Annotated in this window: 15 protein-coding genes; 6 read left to right on the top strand and 9 right to left on the bottom strand. The window is 67.6% G+C overall.

The features are described from left to right. The first annotated feature begins 79 nt into the window (after positions 1 to 79). The 4 genes from D1832_RS06060 to D1832_RS06045 are packed head-to-tail and all read left to right on the top strand — an operon-like array spanning position 80 to position 2,571. Positions 80 to 874 carry a thymidylate synthase gene (locus D1832_RS06060; RefSeq protein ID WP_118913073.1) on the top strand — a complete coding sequence of 265 codons (795 nt, stop codon included), beginning with the start codon at positions 80 to 82 and terminating at the stop codon, positions 872 to 874. Positions 875 to 929: 55 nt separating this feature from the next. After that, complete coding sequence (locus D1832_RS06055) at positions 930 to 1,412, top strand: dihydrofolate reductase (RefSeq protein WP_047311386.1); 483 nt, start codon at positions 930 to 932, stop codon at positions 1,410 to 1,412. Then, on the top strand, positions 1,409 to 2,269 hold the full coding sequence (locus D1832_RS06050) for an AzlC family ABC transporter permease (RefSeq protein WP_118913072.1): 861 nt from the start codon (positions 1,409 to 1,411) through the stop codon (positions 2,267 to 2,269). The genes D1832_RS06055 and D1832_RS06050 overlap by 4 nt, the downstream gene beginning before the upstream one ends. Next, on the top strand, positions 2,266 to 2,571 hold the full coding sequence (locus D1832_RS06045) for an AzlD domain-containing protein (RefSeq protein WP_118913071.1): 306 nt from the start codon (positions 2,266 to 2,268) through the stop codon (positions 2,569 to 2,571). Before D1832_RS06050 ends, D1832_RS06045 begins: the two co-directional genes overlap by 4 nt. 127 nt (positions 2,572 to 2,698) lie before the next feature. On the opposite strand, the gene D1832_RS06040 is transcribed toward D1832_RS06045, so the two are convergent. Next, positions 2,699 to 3,862, bottom strand: a complete 1,164-nt coding sequence (locus D1832_RS06040; protein WP_118913070.1) for a fatty acid desaturase family protein — start codon at positions 3,860 to 3,862, stop codon at positions 2,699 to 2,701. An 88-nt stretch (positions 3,863 to 3,950) separates the two neighbouring features. Further along, on the bottom strand, positions 3,951 to 5,117 hold the full coding sequence (locus tag D1832_RS06035; RefSeq protein ID WP_118913069.1) for a ferredoxin reductase: 1,167 nt from the start codon (positions 5,115 to 5,117) through the stop codon (positions 3,951 to 3,953). An 85-nt stretch (positions 5,118 to 5,202) separates the two neighbouring features. Here D1832_RS06035 and D1832_RS06030 point away from each other — a divergent pair, with 85 nt between their 5' ends. Both D1832_RS06030 and trhA read left to right on the top strand, forming a co-directional pair. Further along, positions 5,203 to 6,369 carry a PucR family transcriptional regulator gene (locus D1832_RS06030; RefSeq protein WP_147362631.1) on the top strand — a complete coding sequence of 389 codons (1,167 nt, stop codon included), beginning with the start codon at positions 5,203 to 5,205 and terminating at the stop codon, positions 6,367 to 6,369. Next, positions 6,366 to 7,103, top strand: coding sequence for a PAQR family membrane homeostasis protein TrhA (gene trhA / locus D1832_RS06025; protein ID WP_241510891.1), 738 nt, complete (start codon positions 6,366 to 6,368; stop codon positions 7,101 to 7,103). The genes D1832_RS06030 and trhA overlap by 4 nt, the downstream gene beginning before the upstream one ends. Before the next feature lie 147 nt (positions 7,104 to 7,250). Here the strand turns inward: trhA and D1832_RS06020 are convergent, their stop codons facing one another. The 7 genes from D1832_RS06020 to rpsO form a co-directional block, all read right to left on the bottom strand. Further along, a complete protein-coding gene (locus D1832_RS06020) occupies positions 7,251 to 7,895 on the bottom strand; it encodes a DedA family protein (RefSeq protein WP_118913067.1) in 645 nt (214 codons plus the stop codon). A 261-nt stretch (positions 7,896 to 8,156) separates the two neighbouring features. Further along, positions 8,157 to 8,654, bottom strand: coding sequence for a hypothetical protein (locus D1832_RS06015; protein WP_147362630.1), 498 nt, complete (start codon positions 8,652 to 8,654; stop codon positions 8,157 to 8,159). 593 nt (positions 8,655 to 9,247) lie between these two features. After that, positions 9,248 to 9,994 carry a 4-hydroxy-tetrahydrodipicolinate reductase gene (gene dapB / locus D1832_RS06005; RefSeq protein ID WP_118913064.1) on the bottom strand — a complete coding sequence of 249 codons (747 nt, stop codon included), beginning with the start codon at positions 9,992 to 9,994 and terminating at the stop codon, positions 9,248 to 9,250. A 10-nt stretch (positions 9,995 to 10,004) separates the two neighbouring features. After that, a complete protein-coding gene (locus D1832_RS06000; protein WP_241510890.1) occupies positions 10,005 to 11,786 on the bottom strand; it encodes an alkaline phosphatase D family protein in 1,782 nt (593 codons plus the stop codon). Beyond that, positions 11,786 to 12,892 carry a YihY/virulence factor BrkB family protein gene (locus tag D1832_RS05995; protein ID WP_118913063.1) on the bottom strand — a complete coding sequence of 369 codons (1,107 nt, stop codon included), beginning with the start codon at positions 12,890 to 12,892 and terminating at the stop codon, positions 11,786 to 11,788. Before D1832_RS05995 ends, D1832_RS06000 begins: the two co-directional genes overlap by 1 nt. Positions 12,893 to 13,026: 134 nt before the next feature. Further along, positions 13,027 to 15,477, bottom strand: a complete 2,451-nt coding sequence (locus tag D1832_RS05990; RefSeq protein ID WP_118913062.1) for a polyribonucleotide nucleotidyltransferase — start codon at positions 15,475 to 15,477, stop codon at positions 13,027 to 13,029. A 168-nt stretch (positions 15,478 to 15,645) separates the two neighbouring features. Then, the gene (gene rpsO, locus D1832_RS05985) at positions 15,646 to 15,915 is read right to left on the bottom strand and encodes a 30S ribosomal protein S15 (protein ID WP_047311375.1); all 270 of its coding nucleotides are present in this window, start codon (positions 15,913 to 15,915) and stop codon (positions 15,646 to 15,648) included. Between the last annotated feature and the right edge of the window lie 86 nt (positions 15,916 to 16,001).

Here is a 16,001-nt window from a genome sequence, read left to right as displayed (position 1 = left end):
TGGCCCGAAGCCTCGCGCGAGGCAGTCCGGCACTCGACACGGGCACGGCTGTGTGGGGGCAGCGCCGTACAGTTGCCGGGTGCAGCAGTATCTCGACCTCCTCACGCGCATCCTCGACGAAGGCGCCGTCAAGGGCGATCGCACCGGTACCGGCACCCGCAGCGTGTTCGGCCACCAGATGCGCTTCGATCTGTCCCAGGGCTTTCCCGTCACCACGACGAAGAAGCTTCACCTGCGTTCGGTCTTCGGTGAACTCCTGTGGTTCCTGCGCGGTGACACCAATGTCGGCTGGCTGCACGAACGCGGCATCTCGATCTGGGACGAGTGGGCCGACGAGTTCGGCGACCTCGGCCCGATCTACGGCCACCAGTGGCGCAGCTGGCCCACCCCGGACGGCCGGCAGGTCGACCAGTTGGCGCAGGTCGTCGAGGCGATCAGGACGAACCCGAACAGCCGTCGCCACATCGTCTCCGCGTGGAACGTCGCCGACGTCGACGACATGGCCCTGCCGCCGTGCCACACGATGTTCCAGTTCTACGTCGCCGACGGGAAGCTCTCGTGCGGCCTCTACCAGCGCAGCGCCGACGTGTTCCTCGGGGTGCCGTTCAACATCGCGAGCTACGCGCTGCTCACGCACATGGTGGCGCAGGTGACCGACCTCGAGGTCGGCGACTTCGTCCACACCCTCGGCGACGCGCACCTGTACTCCAACCACCTCGAGCAGGCGCAGCTGCAACTGACGCGCACGCCGAAGCCGCTACCGCGCCTCGTGCTCAACCCCGAGATTCGCGACATCGACGGCTTCGACCTCGACGACATCCGCCTCGAGGGCTACGAGGCCGACCCCACGATCAAGGCACCGATCGCGGTCTGACCGCACCGAAACACCCCTCGCCGGCTCCCGACCCGGCGCGTTCGAAGGAACCGGCATGAGCCACCTGACATCCATCGCCGCCGTCGCGCGCAACGGCGTCATCGGCGCCGACGGAGACATGGTCTGGAACATTCCGGAGGACTTCAAACACTTCAAGCGCACGACGATGGGGCACCCGATGATCATGGGGCGCACCACGTTCGAGGGCATGGGTGCGTTGCCCGGCCGCCGCTCGATCGTCGTCACGCGCAACCCGGAGTACGCACCGAACCTCACCAAGGGCGACGACGTCGTCGTCGTGCACTCGCTCGACGAGGCGCTCGAGGAGGTCGCCGGCGAGGACGCCTTCGTCGTCGGTGGCGCACAGATCTACGAGGCCGCGATGGACGAGGTCACACACCTGCTCATCAGCGAGATCCCCCTCGAGCCCGAGGGCGATGCCCACTTCCCCACCATCGACCCGAAGCACTGGCGCGAGAGCGACCGCGACCCGCGCGATGGCTTCACCGTCGTCACGTACGAACGGCGCGAAGCATGACGCCCGACGAGCGGCGCGACGAGGTCGAGCCGGCCGTGGGTCACGGGGAACACGGTCACGGACAACACGGCAATGGACAACACGGCGGTGGGCAACACGACGTGGACGGCCGACACGACGGCCCCGTGGACGCGCTCCACGAGGACGAGGGCGCGGTCAAGAAGGACTCGATCTCACTGGCCGTCGCCACCGGCGTCTACGGCATCAGCTTCGGGGCTCTCGCCATCGCGGCGGGCCTCAACACGTGGCAGGCGATGGCGCTGTCGCTCCTGCTCTTCTCGGGCGGTTCGCAGTTCGCCGTCGTCGGAGTTCTCGGTGCCGGCGGCACGGGCGCATCCGCCGTCGCGACCTCGACGCTCCTCGGTGTGCGCAACTCCATTTACGGCCTGCAGCTGAACGCGATCCTGCGCCCCCGCGGTCTCAGGCGTGTCGTCGCTGCGCAGTTGACGATCGACGAATCCGCCGCCATGGCCGTCGGTCGCCCGACGGCGAAGCTGTCGGGCATCGGTTTCTGGTGGACCGGCTTCGGCGTGTACCTGCTCTGGAACTCCATGACGTTCGTCGGCACCATCGCGGGCAACGCCATGGGCGATCCGAAGAAGTACGGCCTCGACGCCGCAGCGGTGGGTGCGTTCCTCGCCCTGCTGTGGCCGCGCCTCGGCACGCTCCAGGGCAAGCTGACGGCCGGGCTCGCGGGCGTCATCGCCCTCGGCCTCTCCCCCGTCACCCGGGCCGGCCTGCCGGTGCTCGCCACCGTCGTCGCGGCCATCGCGGTCGGCCTGTGGTGGTCGACACGCACGGACGAGGTGCCGACGCTGCCGAGTGACGACGCCACCGAGGAAGGGGCGGGCGCATGAGCACCTGGACCACCGTTCTGCTCGCGAGCGGCCTGTCGTTCGTCCTCAAGTTCATCGGCTACCTCCTGCCGCCGAAGTACCTCGAAGGCAAGAAGACGTCGAACGTCGTCGCCCTGTTCCCCGTCGCGTTGCTGACGGGACTCGTGTGCGTTCAGGCGTTCGTCGGTGACCACGGCAAGCTGGTGCTCGACGCTCGCGCCGCCGCCGCGCTCGCCGCGGTCGTCGCGCTCCTGTTGCGCGCGCCGTTCATCGTCGTCGTCCTCGTGGCCGCCGCGACGGCCGCGCTCATCCGCTTGATCTGACCCGTCGACCGGCCCGGTCACGAACCGGGCCGGCGACGGAACGACACAACGAACGGACCCGGCCTCCCCCAAGGAGGGAAGGCCGGGTTCTTTCGTCGGCGTCACCGCTGACGGGAGTCGACAGGCGTCAGGCCGCCTTCGGCTGCACCTGGCGCTGCACGAGGTCGGTGACGTTCTGCGGCTTGCGCTCGAGCTTCGCGGCGAAGTCGTTGGGCAGCGACAGACGGATGATCGTCCACCACGCCGAGGCGACCTGGCGCGGCAGCGAGCCCCTGACGTACGACAGGCCGTAGCGCTCGCAGATGTCCTGCACGTCCTTGCTGATCTCCTCGTAACGGTTGCTCGGCAGATCCGGGAACAGATGGTGCTCGATCTGGTAGCTCAGGTTGCCCGTGGCCACGTGCATCGCCTTCGAGCCCGAGATGTTCGCCGAGCCGAGCATCTGACGCAGGTACCAGTCGCCGCGGCTCTCGCCGACGATCGACTTCTTCGTGAAGGTCTCGACGCCGCTCGGGAAGTGACCGCACATGATGACGGAGTGCGTCCACAGGTTGCGCGTGAGGTTGGCGATGAAGTTGGCCTTGATCGTCTGCTTGCCCGAACCGGTGAGCGCCGCGAGGAGCGGGTGGGCGACGTAGTCCTTCGTGAACTGCTCACGGATCTTGTGCAGCACCTTGCGGCTGTCACGCTGGAAAACGGCCTTGTCCTTGCGGCCCTTGAGGTACTTGCCGAGCTCGAGGTCGTACGCGGCGATGCCGTACTCGAAGAAGCACGCGTTGATGAAGTTCCACGCCGGCTGGCCGAGGTAGAACGGCACCCACTTCTGGTCCTCGTCGACGCGCATGATGCCGTAGCCGAGGTCGTTGTCGCGGCCGATGACGTTCGTGTACGTGTGGTGCAGTTCGTTGTGCGAGTGCTTCCACAGGTCCGACGGCGACGCGTTGTCCCACTCCCACGTCGAGGAGTGGATCTTCGGGTCGCGCATCCAGTCCCACTGGCCGTGCATGACGTTGTGGCCGATCTCCATGTTCTCGAGGATCTTCGAGGCGGCCAGGCCGACCGTGCCGACGACGAACGCCGGCTTCTTCTTGGAGAACAGCAGCAGGGCGCGCGAGCCCATCTCGAGGTAGCGCTGGCCCTTGATCACGCCGCGGATGTACGCGGCGTCCTTCGCGCCCCGGCTCTCGACGATGCGGGCGCGCACGGCATCCAGCTCCTCGCCGAGGCGCTCGATGTCGCTGCGCGTGAGGTGTGCGACCGGGTTGACGTCCTTCTTCTGCATCGCGGTCATCGTGCGTCCTTTCGTCGGGGTGACGTGTGAGTCGTAAGGGTTCGGTGGGCGCCGGGGCGGTTGTCCCTCGCGTGGTGGGGTGTGGGGTTCATCGCCCGATCTCGCAAGCTCCGGCGACGCTGGAGATGCAGGTCTGCACCATGACGCCGTCGCCTTCGCTTCCCGAGGTGATCTCGCCGGTGCGCAGATCGCGCACGTTTCCCGAGCGCAGGGGCAGCACGCAGCCGTAACAGATGCCCATGCGGCAGCCGGAGGGCACGAGGGCCCCGGCGGCCTCGGCGGCGTCGAGGATGGCGGTGTCGCCGGCGACGTCGAGTTCGAGCGTGTTCGAACCGTCGTGGAGGGTGAGCGCGCCGCCCTCGCCGGGCTCTGCCAGTTCGACGGTGAACTCCTCGGTGTGCAGGTGATCGGCGACGCCGTTGAGGTCGGCGTACTCCCGCAACGCGCGCAGCATGCCCGCAGGACCGCACGCGTAGGTGGTGCGATCGCGCCAGTCGGGCACGAGGTCGTCGAGCTCGCGAGGCTCGAGCCGCCCCTCGGCCTGGGTGTGACGCTCGACGAGGCGAATGCGGCCCGTCGCGTCGAGCGAGCGCAGTTCGTCGGCGAAGATGACGTCCTCGGGGTGGGCCGCCGAGTGCAGGACGACGATGTCGTGCGCACTCTCGGCGTGCTCGGTGTCGGCGGCGAACGCCTCCTCGGCGTCGATGCGGTGACGCAGCATGCCCATGACGGGCGTGATGCCGGAGCCGCCGGTGACGAAGAGAACTGGCTCGGCGCCGCCGTTCCAGGTGAAGGCGCCGTCGGCCTGCTCCATCTGGACGATCTGACCGGGACGCAGGCTCTCCTGCAGGTGCGCGCTCACGACCCCGCCGGTGAGGGCCTTCACCGTGATGGAGATGTTCCCGTCGCCGCGCGGGCCGGAGGTGACGGAGTAGGCGCGCCACAGGCGCACGCCGTCGATGTCGACGCCGATACGGATGTACTGGCCCGGGCGGTGGCCGAGCCAACCGCGGCCGGGCTGGAGCGTCACGGTGCTGGCGTCGGCCGTCTCGGGCGTGACGTCGACGACGCGGGCGCGCAGATACCGGCGCGAGCGAAGCGGGTCGACGAGGTCGACGTAGTCCTCGGGCACGAGAGGCGTCGTGAGGGCGCGCACCGCACGCCAGGCGAGGCGGGTTGCCGAGCCCGCCGGAGAGGTTTGTGCCACGCTCGGCAGCGAGGTCGTCCGAGTGGGCGAAAGCGAGGTTACGGCCATGTCGACAGTTTATTTAGCCCAATCGACGCAATTCTTGGCCTAGACCCGACGTGTTTCTCGATCTATTTGTTCTTAGAGTGTGAACATGCCGATTCTCACCGAGCGTACCCTGGCCGAGCTTCGGGCGTCCCTGCCCGAGACGGCGAGCGCCTGCGTGGAGGCGATCGTCGAGGAGGTCCCCGGCTACGACCGCGCCTTCGATCCTGCATTACGCAGCAACATCGAGCGCGCCGTCGAACAGGCCCTCTCGGGGTTCGTCGCCACCCAGATCGAGGGCGACCGCGCGACCTCCCGTTCCACCCTCGACGGCGCCTACCGGCTGGGACAGGGAGAGGCAGCGAGCGGTCGCTCCACGGACGCCCTGCTCGCCGCCTACCGCGTCGGTGCTCGTGTCGCATGGGCTCAGTTCGCCGGCAGCGCCGTGGCCGCCGAGGAGCCGGCGGCGAACGTCGCGGCCCTCGCCGAGAAGACCTTCGCCTTCATCGACGAGCTGTCCGCCCAGAGCCTCGCCGGTCACACGGCGGCCCTCACCGCCCGCACCCGTGAACTGGCCCGTCGCCGGGATCAGCTGACGGCGGCCCTCGTCGCGGGCGAGGCCCGCCCGGCCCTCGAGCACCTCGCCGAATCGGCCCGGTGGAAGGCGCCCGAAACGCTCACCGCCCTCGTCGTCGACGGCGAACCGCGCACGGCGCTCGCCACGGCCCTCGGCGAGCGCGCCCTGTGGTCTCCCATTGCCGACGGTCCCACCGTCGTGCTCGTCCCCGGCGTGCGAAGCAACGCTCGGAACGGCCTTCTCGAGCGCTGCGTCGGTACGCCCGCCGCTCTGGGGCCGACCGTGGCGTGGACCGACGCCGGCGAATCAGTCCGTCAGGCACTGCGCGCGCTGCGTTTCGCGAGCGCCGACGACGGCGCCGACTGCGACGAGCTGTTGCCCGAACTCGCTCTGGACTCAGCGCCTCTCGTTGCCACCCGACTTCGCGAACGTGCTGTGGCTCCCCTCGAGGACCTCTCCCCCGCCAAACGGGAGGTGCTCGCCGAGACGCTGCTCGGCTGGCTCCTGCACCAGGGCCGTCGTGACGAGGTCGCCGGCCGCCTGCATGTCCACCCGCAGACGGTGCGCTACCGCATGAACACGGTGCGCGAACTGTACGGCGACGCCCTCACCGACCCGCGGCGCGTGCTCGAACTGACGCTCGGTCTCCTCGTCGAGGCACGCACCGAACCCACCTCTGACGCGAAGGACGAACGATGACCACCGAACGTTGGCGCACGCCGCTCGGCGACTCGCTACGCCAGCATGCCGGTGAAATGCCTCCCGTCTCGCACGAAGGCGTCGACGCGGACGTCGTGCGCGTGGCCAAGCCGCTGCTGCGCGGGTGGTTCCACCTCGTCCTCGCGCCGATCTGCCTCGTGGGGTGTCTCGCGCTCGCGATCCTCGCGCCGACGACGGCCGGGCGCGTAGGCGCCCTCGTCCTCGGAGCGACGGGGACGCAGCTGTTCGCCACGTCGGCGCTCTACCACCGCAGGTACTGGAGCCCGCGCGCCGACGCAGTCCTGCGTCGCATCGACCACTCGAACATCTACCTCATCATCGCGGGCACGTACACGCCGTTCGCTCTCGTCCTGTTGCGCGGCAACCAGCGGTTGTCGCTCCTGCTCATCGTGTGGATCGGTGCCGTTGCCGGCGTCCTGTTCCGAACGTTCTGGGTCGGCGCGCCGCGCTGGCTCTACACCCCGATCTACGTCGCCCTCGGCTGGGTCGCCGTCTTCTACGCCGCCCCGCTGCACGCCGCGGGCGGCACCGCCGTCATCACGCTCATCGCCGTGGGAGGCATCCTCTACACCATCGGCGCCGTCGTCTACGGGTTCAAGAAGCCCGACCCGTGGCCCACGGTGTTCGGCTTCCACGAGATCTTCCACGCGTGCACGGTGGCCGCGTTTGTCGTCCACTTCGTCGCGGCGTGCCTCGTCGTGCTGCGAGCGTGAGGGGCTGCACGGCGGACCGGCCGGGCCGGTGAATCGAACCGAGAGGCCCGCCCCTCATGGTGACGGTTGGGGTATCTGGTGACGTTCGAACGTCACCATATACCCCAACCGTCACCATCTGCTTCGGTAAAACAGGGACACCCCGCGTCAGCCCCGCGCACCGGCCGAGGAGGGTTCACGCTCGTCCGCCGAGGCGGCCGGCCGCTTGTCGACATGATGACGGCGCCACTCGAGCAGACCCGCGAGGACGACGGCGATGCCCATACCCGTGGCGATTCCGGCGAGCGGGTTGTGCTCGAACGCGTGCCCGCCGACGTAGCCGATCACCGTGCCGTGCACGGCCCACACGACGGTGGCGAGCAGGTCGTACGGGGTGAACGAGCGCAGCGGGTAACCGGTCGCGCCGAGCGAGAGCGTGGCCACGCAGCGGCCTCCGGGGATGAACCGCACGACGAGCAATGCCCAGGAACCGCGCCGATGAAGGACACCGCGCACGCGCTCGACCGTGCGTCGGCGCTTCGGGTTCTTCTCGAGCCACGACGTTCCGAGCACGTGCCCGAGACCGTAGGAGAGGTGGTCACCCAGGCACGCGCCGAGCGCGGAGACGAGCACCACCAGAAAGACGTCGGGTCCGTTCGGATCCGACGCGGCGTAGACCCCGGCGAGGATGAGCGGCGCTTCACTCGGGAACACCGGCACGAGGGCGTCCACGGTGCACAGACCGAAGAGCGCCGCGTACACCCACCACGAGGTCATGAGGTGCTCGAGCGGCCCGAGGATCGCGTCCGTCATTGCCCGAACCTAGGAAACGGACATGACGAGGATCCGAAGCTGGAGTGAACGTGTTCCAACACAGTTGATTCCCGCACAACGAGGCCAGTCATCGGAGGCTAACGCCACGAGCTCCGGCGCTCATCTGATCTCGTTCGGTGCCGAGCCCAGGCGTCGCCAAGACGTGCGTTCCTGCAGGAGGTGGGTGGGTCTCTCACCGGCATCAGGGGCTACGGCGAGTCCCTCAGGTACGGGCAACATTGCCTCTCGCCAGCCTCACGATCAGGCAGGCTGGTCTCGGCGGGAGGCGCTGCAGTAGACCCAATCCAAGGGCACGGCGAGATCGGCCACGGAATCGACATAACGAGCATTGAAAATCGAGGTCTCGTAGGCGCCGACGTCGACGAGGGCCTTCAGCAGGCGGCGGGCACCTTCCAGGAACTCCCACGTGATCTGTACGTCGCTAGCATCCGTGATACCCCCATCGTCACGGCCTTCAAGTTGGAGCATCGTGATCCCGTCCACGCGTGGAAACTGCGCCACCGCCGACGCCACGTCCTCGTCGAGGTAGACGAGTTGGCGATCAATGTCCTGCAGGGCAGCTGTGGTCCCAACCTTCGCGGAGCGAACGATTCCGGCGCGACCCTCGCCGAAGACCCATGACGCGACCTCTTCAAGGCGGGCACCCACCTGAGCGATCGACTGCCGATCCCACACGTTGATTTCGATCCCCAACTCTTTGGCACCCTGATCGTAGAGACACACAAGTGCTGCAGGCATTAGCAGGACTTCAAAGCGCTGGCGAAGCCCCTCGTAAATGACTTGCGGCGTCGCCGCGCTGGCATCTCCACAATGATCCGCTCGAAGATAACCGCGCCCAACAGGGCGTAGGCAAGATTTCTAACGACCTCGCCAACCGCGTGCGCGCCGGGAAAAAGCTCGTGCCATCGCTGCGCCACCTCCAGCCATAAGGCTACCCCTACCAGACCTGCTACCGCCCACCAAGGTCTTCTCAAGAATGCCGCTGAAGCCCGCTCCATGCAGCCATTCTGGCACCCAAGTTTAGGTCGTGCGGCGCACTGGTTTGGAACTCAGAGCGCCGAACAGAGGCTTCAATCGATCAGTAGGCCCTTAAGCCAGACCGGGCTCGCGCGCGGTCCACAGCAGGTGAGGAGCCTAGGGACCCGCCCGCCTGCTCCGAGCGAGGGCGGCGTCCGCTTTCTACACACGGCATGCGCATCAGGTGTCGTCCTGAGTGACTTCTCGAAGTTCCAGTTGAAAAATCCCACGATCAGTTGAACGCGCTGAAGTCTGCGCGCGGTTGCAGAGGCACCGGTTCCCTTCTCCGAACATATCGCCAAGTCGACCAGCAACTACAAACCCAGGAAGTTCTCCAACCCGACGGTGAGACCGGGCGTCTTCACGACGTTCCGCACGCCGGTGAGCACACCGGGCATGAAGCTGACGCGCTCGAAGCTGTCGTGACGGATCGTAAGGGCCTCACCCTCCGCGCCGAACTGCACCTCCTGGTGCGCGACGCGCCCCCGCATGCGGATGGCGTGCACCGGGATGCCGTCGATGCGGGCTCCGCGCGCGCCGTCCGGGTCGTGTTCCGTGGCGTCCGGAACGTCGCCGAGACCGGCCTCGCGGCGGCCCTCGGCGATGGCGCGCGCTGTGTGCGCGGCCGTGCCGGAGGGCGCGTCGACCTTGTTCGGGTGGTGGATCTCGACGACCTCGACCGACTCGTAGAAGGCCGCCGCCTCGCGCGCGAACTTCATCATGAGCAGGGCCCCGATGGAGAAGTTCGGCGCGATGAGCACACCGACGCCGTCGGCTGCGTCCACCTGCGAGCGCAGCGTCGCGAGCTTCTCCTCGGTCCACCCCGTCGTACCGACGACGGCCGAAACGCCCTGAGAGACACAGTGGGCGAGGTTGCCGGGCGACGCGTCGGGCACGGTCAACTCGATCGCAACGTCGGCGCCCCCCAGGTCGCCGAGGTCGTCGCCGACGTCGAAGCGACCGACGAGTTCCATGTCCGGGGCCGCCTCGACCGCCTTCGCGGCCTCGCTGCCCATGCGCCCACCGGCGCCGATCACTGCAACCTTGATCGTCTCGCTCATGGGCCCGAGCCTAACGACGCAGCTTCTTGACCTGCTCGACGATCCGCATGCCGAGTGGCTGCCACGTCCGAAGCCGGCCGCGATCGCCCTTGCTGTCCATCCGGTTGCTGTCACCATCTGAGTCGACACGGATTTCCGAGACGAGCCGCAGACGCGGGTGCTCGAGGTCGCCGTCGACGATCTCCCCCGCCTCCCAACGGAACTCAAGCCCGTTCTCGATCACTTCCACGGTGGCGAGGTTGTTGTCGAACCACGGCCCGTGGGTCGTGCGCCACGTGAAGTGCGGGGTACGCACGGCATGGGTGCGCTTGACGACCTCGCGCAGCGGCCACGCGAGACCACGGCCGATGATCGACTGGCCGGCACGCACGTGCCGCGGCAGCGGGTTACGGATCGGCGAGCACACGGCCTGGAAGATGCGCGACTTGGTGCCCTCGGCGTCCTGCACCTCCGAGAGGAAGGAGTTGTGGATGTCGCCCGAGAGGAACGTCACGGTCCGCGGGGCCTCGCCGCGCTCGCCGCGCGCAACGGCGAGCACCATGTCGGACACCTTGAAGAACGTGTCGCTGAACGCGGCCCAGTGCTCGAGGTCGATCGTCTGACGCATCCTCTCGCCGAGGCTCGCCATCGTCTTGCCCCACGCGCCGTCGCACGCGGCCTCGTCGAGCGCCTCGAGCATGTGGATGCCCTCGGGCATGAAGAACGGCAGCGACGTACCGATGAACAGGTGCTCCACGTCCCCGCGCAGTTCACCGTCGAGCCAGTCGAGCTCCTCGGCGTCCAGCATCGCGCGGTGGCCGGGGCGCAGATCGCGCGCGGCGCGCGAGTCGAGGACGATGAGCTTGCTCTCGCCGAGATCGCGCGTGTACGAGAAGCGGTACGACTGGGCGTCCCGATCGACCTTCTCCGCGAAGGCCTCGATCATGTCGGTGATGTCGAGCTCGTCGCTGCCGGTGTGCGCGGTGATTTTCTGCCAGACCTCGTCCTCGGCGAGCGCCTCGGGCGAGAGGTTACCGCAGTGCTGGTAGACCCAGTACGACGAGAGCGCGCCGACGATGCGACCGTGCCACCAGGAGGTCCTGTTCATCTCCTCGTGCCACGCGAGCGAGGTGTTCCAGTCGTCGCGCACGTCGTGGTCGTCGAAGATCATCGCGCTCGGCATCGTCGAGAGCATCCAGCGCACCGCCGGCTCGCTGTAGGCGAGGCGGTAGAGGTGGGCGTACTCGACGTAGTCCTTGAGTTCCTCGCCGGGCTCGCTGTCGAGGCCGCGCTTCTCCTCGATGAACTCCTGCATGGCCTCCGACGTGATGTCGGCGTACACCTGGTCACCGAGCAGGACGACGAGGTCGGGCCACCGCTCGTCCCTGGGGTGACGCGCCATTTCGTGCGCGTAGGCGCGCAGCGAGTCGATGCCGTTGGTGCGGTTGTGCTTGGCGTCGTGCGGCACGCTCGTGCGGCAGCTGCCGAAGGCAATCTTCGTCGGACGATCGGCCTTGAGCATCTTGACGACCGGCGCGGGGAACGGCGAATCGGGCTGCGGCCACGCGTGTTCGCCGTTCACCTCGACCGTGTACTCGTACACCTGGCCGGGCTCGAGGCCGTCGAGCAGGACGAGGGCGTAGTGATGCCCGTGCGCCGCGAACGTGGGTGCGCTCCACGACTTCTCGCCGATGCGCACCGTGAGCTCACCCGCGTCACGCGTCTGAGCCCAGAGCGTCGCCTCGCGCTCCCCCGCATAGCGCACCATGGGGCCGAGCTGGATCGGCTCGTTCGTCCTGAGGTCGTTCGTCATCATTCGCTTCCGTCGACACTGCGGTTGTCTTCCACTTCGGCCGTGAGTCCCCACATCCCGGACGGCCGCGTCGGATGCCCACGCTTCAACCATTCCTCGTGGGCGTCCACTGCATCGTGCCACCGCAGGTCGAGGTCCGAGGGCTGATCGGCAACACCGTCGTTGTTCTTGTCGAAGACGACGTCGATCGCTTGGTAGTTCTTGAAGCGCTGCATCGTGGACTGCAGGGTGTACGCCTGCTGGTCGGCCAGGGTGAGGTCGACGTCGTCCGTGAACTGCGTCATGAGCGAGCGTGGGTACAGACGGCGGTGGAGCACGACGTTGACCTCGCACCCCACGACGAACGCGACCGCCATGATGTAGCAGGCGACGAGAATCGTCAGGATGCTGCCGTACGTGCCGTAGATGTCGCTCGAACGCGCGCCGAAGATCTTGGTGAAGGTACTGCCCGCCGCCATGAACAGCTGCCACACGACCGTCACGAGCAGCGCGCCAGGAGCCAGACGACCCCACCCCTGCCCGCGAGCCGTCGTCATCTTCATGAGGAGCAGGAAGATGACGGTGCCGAACACGAGGTTGAGCGCCAGCACGAGCCAACCGGGCGCGTGCCACGTCTGAGGGAGCCACCCCAGGGACACGAGAGCGACGCCGAGGAAGAGCAGCACGGCAGCGCTGCGCACGCGCATGAGGATGGGGTTGGGGCGCGAGTTGCGCGGCACCGACCAACACGTGTTGCTCGTGTGCTGAAGCGCCTGAGCCACCCCGAGGCCACCGTAGAGGGCCACGATCGAACCGAGCACGATGCCGGAGACGCTGCCGCGCAACGCGCTCGGCGCGGCGTTGCTCAGCGTGTTGCCGAGCACGGGAATCTGGCCGAGCACCGAGTCGAGGATCTGCTTGTGCAGCCGCTCGTTGCCGTGAATGAAGAAGCCGAGTGCCGACTGCAGCAGCAGGATGAGCGGGAAGACCGAGAGGAAGCCGTAATAGGTGATGAGCGCCGCGAGATACGCGCCCTGGTCGTCGATGAACTTGTACACGACACCGATCGGGTACCCGAGCACGGGGTGACGGCGCTGAAACGCGTCCGCCCGGTCGACTGCTCTCACCCGCCCATCCTCCCACGAAGCCCGAATCCCGCCGAAAAGTCGTGGCCGTGAAAGGGAACGTCTTCCACGCATGCGGAAAGCTCCGCCCCCGACGAACGTCGGGAGCGGAGCCTTCATGCTCGAACCGGTGTGGCTCAGGCGTCCTCGGAGGTCGCCTTCGCCTCGTTGCCGTCGGAGCCTGCGTCGACGAGCTGGTCGGCGGCGGCGTTGCCCTCGCCCTGCTCGGCGCCACGGCCACGACCGCGACCGCCACGGCGACGCTGACGCGGCTTCTTGTCACCGGAATCGTCCTCCGAACCCGAGTGCGGGTCCATGTGACCGGCGGAGTCGGCGACCTCGGCAGCAGCCTCGGCCGTCGCGGCGTCCGTGTTCTCCGGCGTGTTCGCGGGCTCGGCCTTGGCCTCCTCGACGACGGCGAGCGAAAGCTTGCCGCGCGGGTCGACCTCCTTGAGCTCCACCTGGACCTTCTGGCCGATCTTCAGCACGTCCTCGACAGCGTCGATGCGCTTGCCGCCGACGAGCTTGCGCACCTCGGAGATGTGCAGCAGGCCGTCCTTGCCCGGAAGCAGCGAGACGAACGCACCGAAGGTCGTCGTCTTGACGACGGTGCCGAGGAAGCGCTCGCCGACCTCGGGCATCTGCGGGTTGGCGATCGCGTTGACCGCGGCGCGCGCAGCCTCGGCGCTCGGGCCGTCCGTGGCACCGATGTAGACCGTGCCGTCGTCCTCGATGGACAGGTCGGCGCCCGTGTCCTCCTGGATCTGGTTGATCATCTTGCCCTTCGGGCCGATGACCTCACCGATCTTGTCGACCGGGATCTTCACCGCGAGAACGCGCGGGGCGAACGGCGACATCTCGTCGGGAGCGTCGATCGCCTCGTTCATCACGTCGAGGATGTGCAGGCGAGCGTCGCGCGCCTGCGTCAGTGCACCGGCAAGAACCTGGGCCGGGATGCCGTCGAGCTTCGTGTCGAGCTGGATGGCCGTGACGAACTCACGGGTACCGGCAACCTTGAAGTCCATGTCGCCGAACGCGTCCTCGGCACCGAGGATGTCGGTGAGGGCCGCGTACTGCGTCTGACCGTCGATCTCGGCGGAGACGAGACCCATCGCGATACCGGCGACCGGGGCGCGCAGCGGCACACCGGCGTTGAGCAGCGACAGGGTCGAGGCGCAGACCGAACCCATGGACGTCGAACCGTTGGAGCCGAGAGCCTCGGAGACCTGACGGATGGCGTAGGGGAACTCCTCGCGCGTCGGCAGCACCGGCATGAGCGCACGCTCGGCCAGAGCACCGTGACCGATTTCGCGGCGCTTCGGCGAACCGACGCGGCCCGTCTCACCCGTGGAGAACGGCGGGAAGTTGTAGTGGTGCATGTAGCGCTTGCGCGTCACCGGCGACAGGGAGTCGATCTGCTGCTCCATGCGCAGCATGTTGAGCGTCGTGACACCCATGATCTGGGTCTCGCCGCGCTCGAAGATCGCGGAACCGTGAACGCGCGGCAGCACCTCGACCTCGGCCGAGAGCGCACGGATGTCCGCCAGGCCACGGCCGTCGATGCGGACCTTCTCGCGCAGGATGCGCTCGCGCACGAGCTGCTTCTGCAGCGAACGGAACGCGGCGGAAACCTCGGACTCGCGGCCCTCGAACTCGCGGCCTTCGCCGGCGAGCTCGGCCTTGAGCGCGTCCTTGATCTCGTCGAGCTTGTCCTCGCGCTCGGCCTTGCCTGCGATCGTCATCGCAGCGGACGTCTGGTCCTTGGCCGACTTCTCGACCGCACCGTAGACATCGTCCTGGTAATCGAGGAACACCGGGAAGTCCTGGACCTCCTTGGCGGCCTGCTGCGCGAGCTCGACCTGAGCCTCACAGAGCACGCGGATGAACTTCTTCGCGGCCTCGAGGCCCTCGGCGACGACCTCTTCGGTCGGGGCCTGGGTGCCTTCGGCCACCAGGTTCCACGTCGACTCGGTGGACTCGGCCTCGACCATCATGATGGCGACGTCGTCACCGACGAGACGGCCGGCGACGACCATGTCGAACGCCGAGCGCTCGATGTCCGAGAAGTTCGGGAAGGCGACCCACTGGCCGTCGATGAGCGAGACGCGCACGCCACCGATCGGGCCGGTGAACGGCAGACCGGAGATCTGCGTGGAGGCCGACGCGCCGTTGATGGCGAGAACGTCGTACTGCACGTCCGGGTTCTGCGCGAGAACCGTGATGACGACCTGGACCTCGTTGCGCAGGCCCTTCTTGAAGGCCGGGCGCAGCGGGCGGTCGATGAGGCGGCAGGTGAGGATCGCGTCCGTGGAGGGACGACCCTCACGACGGAAGAACGAGCCGGGGATCTTGCCGGCCGCGTAGCTGCGCTCCTCGACGTCCACCGTGAGGGGGAAGAAGTCGAAGTGCTCCTTGGGCTGCTTGCTGGCGGTGGTGGTGCTCAGCAGGCAGGTGTCGTCGTCCAGGTAGGCGAGGACTGCGCCGTTGGCCTGCTTCGCGAGACGTCCCGTCTCGAAGCGAACCGTGCGGGTGCCGAACGAGCCGTTGTCGATGACGGCTTCGGCGAACTGGATCTCGGGACCCTCCATTTGGGCCCTCCTTCTTGTTTCATCTACGTCTCGGATGCGCACATCGTCGTTGTGTGCGACCCGTTTCTTGCTGCCGAGCGACCTGTCCGGGCCCCTCGAAACACCGAAAGGCGGCCACTCGTAGACGAGTGACCGCCGTCCGGCGTCAAATCATGGTGATCAATGCGATCAACGGCGCAGGCCGAGGCGCTTGATCAGCGAGCGGTAACGCTCGATGTCGACCGACTCGAGGTAGCGAAGCATGCGCTTGCGCTGACCGACGAGCAGGAGCAGACCACGACGCGTGTGGTGGTCGTGCGGGTGCTGACGAGCGTGCTCCGTCAGGCCCTTGATGCGCTCCGTGAGGAGGGCAACCTGCACCTCGGGCGAGCCCGTGTCGCCTTCGGACGTGCCGTACTCGGCGATGATCTTCTTCTTCGTCTCAGCATTCAGGGCCATGCCCAACTCCTTCAACACATCGTTGCGCGGTGCTCCCAGGCCTGTTCACTGGGGCGCTCTTGGTCCGCGGCCGATCGACGGCAGAG

This window comes from Dermacoccus abyssi (genome assembly GCF_003515945.1).
Lineage (GTDB): Bacteria > Actinomycetota > Actinomycetes > Actinomycetales > Dermatophilaceae > Dermacoccus > Dermacoccus abyssi.
This window is presented reverse-complemented; position numbering and strand designations above follow the sequence as displayed.

Coding starts and splice junctions, on each gene's coding strand:
- D1832_RS06055 (WP_047311386.1), top strand. CDS start 930: ATGAGCCACCTGACATCCATCGCCGCCGTCGCGCGCAACGGCGTCATC.
- D1832_RS06050 (WP_118913072.1), top strand. CDS start 1,409: ATGACGCCCGACGAGCGGCGCGACGAGGTCGAGCCGGCCGTGGGTCAC.
- D1832_RS06045 (WP_118913071.1), top strand. CDS start 2,266: ATGAGCACCTGGACCACCGTTCTGCTCGCGAGCGGCCTGTCGTTCGTC.
- D1832_RS06040 (WP_118913070.1), bottom strand. CDS start 3,862: ATGACCGCGATGCAGAAGAAGGACGTCAACCCGGTCGCACACCTCACG.
- D1832_RS06035 (WP_118913069.1), bottom strand. CDS start 5,117: ATGGCCGTAACCTCGCTTTCGCCCACTCGGACGACCTCGCTGCCGAGC.
- D1832_RS06030 (WP_147362631.1), top strand. CDS start 5,203: ATGCCGATTCTCACCGAGCGTACCCTGGCCGAGCTTCGGGCGTCCCTG.
- trhA (WP_241510891.1), top strand. CDS start 6,366: ATGACCACCGAACGTTGGCGCACGCCGCTCGGCGACTCGCTACGCCAG.
- D1832_RS06020 (WP_118913067.1), bottom strand. CDS start 7,895: ATGACGGACGCGATCCTCGGGCCGCTCGAGCACCTCATGACCTCGTGG.
- D1832_RS06015 (WP_147362630.1), bottom strand. CDS start 8,654: ATGCCTGCAGCACTTGTGTGTCTCTACGATCAGGGTGCCAAAGAGTTG.
- dapB (WP_118913064.1), bottom strand. CDS start 9,994: ATGAGCGAGACGATCAAGGTTGCAGTGATCGGCGCCGGTGGGCGCATG.
- D1832_RS06000 (WP_241510890.1), bottom strand. CDS start 11,786: ATGACGAACGACCTCAGGACGAACGAGCCGATCCAGCTCGGCCCCATG.
- D1832_RS05990 (WP_118913062.1), bottom strand. CDS start 15,477: ATGGAGGGTCCCGAGATCCAGTTCGCCGAAGCCGTCATCGACAACGGC.
- rpsO (WP_047311375.1), bottom strand. CDS start 15,915: ATGGCCCTGAATGCTGAGACGAAGAAGAAGATCATCGCCGAGTACGGC.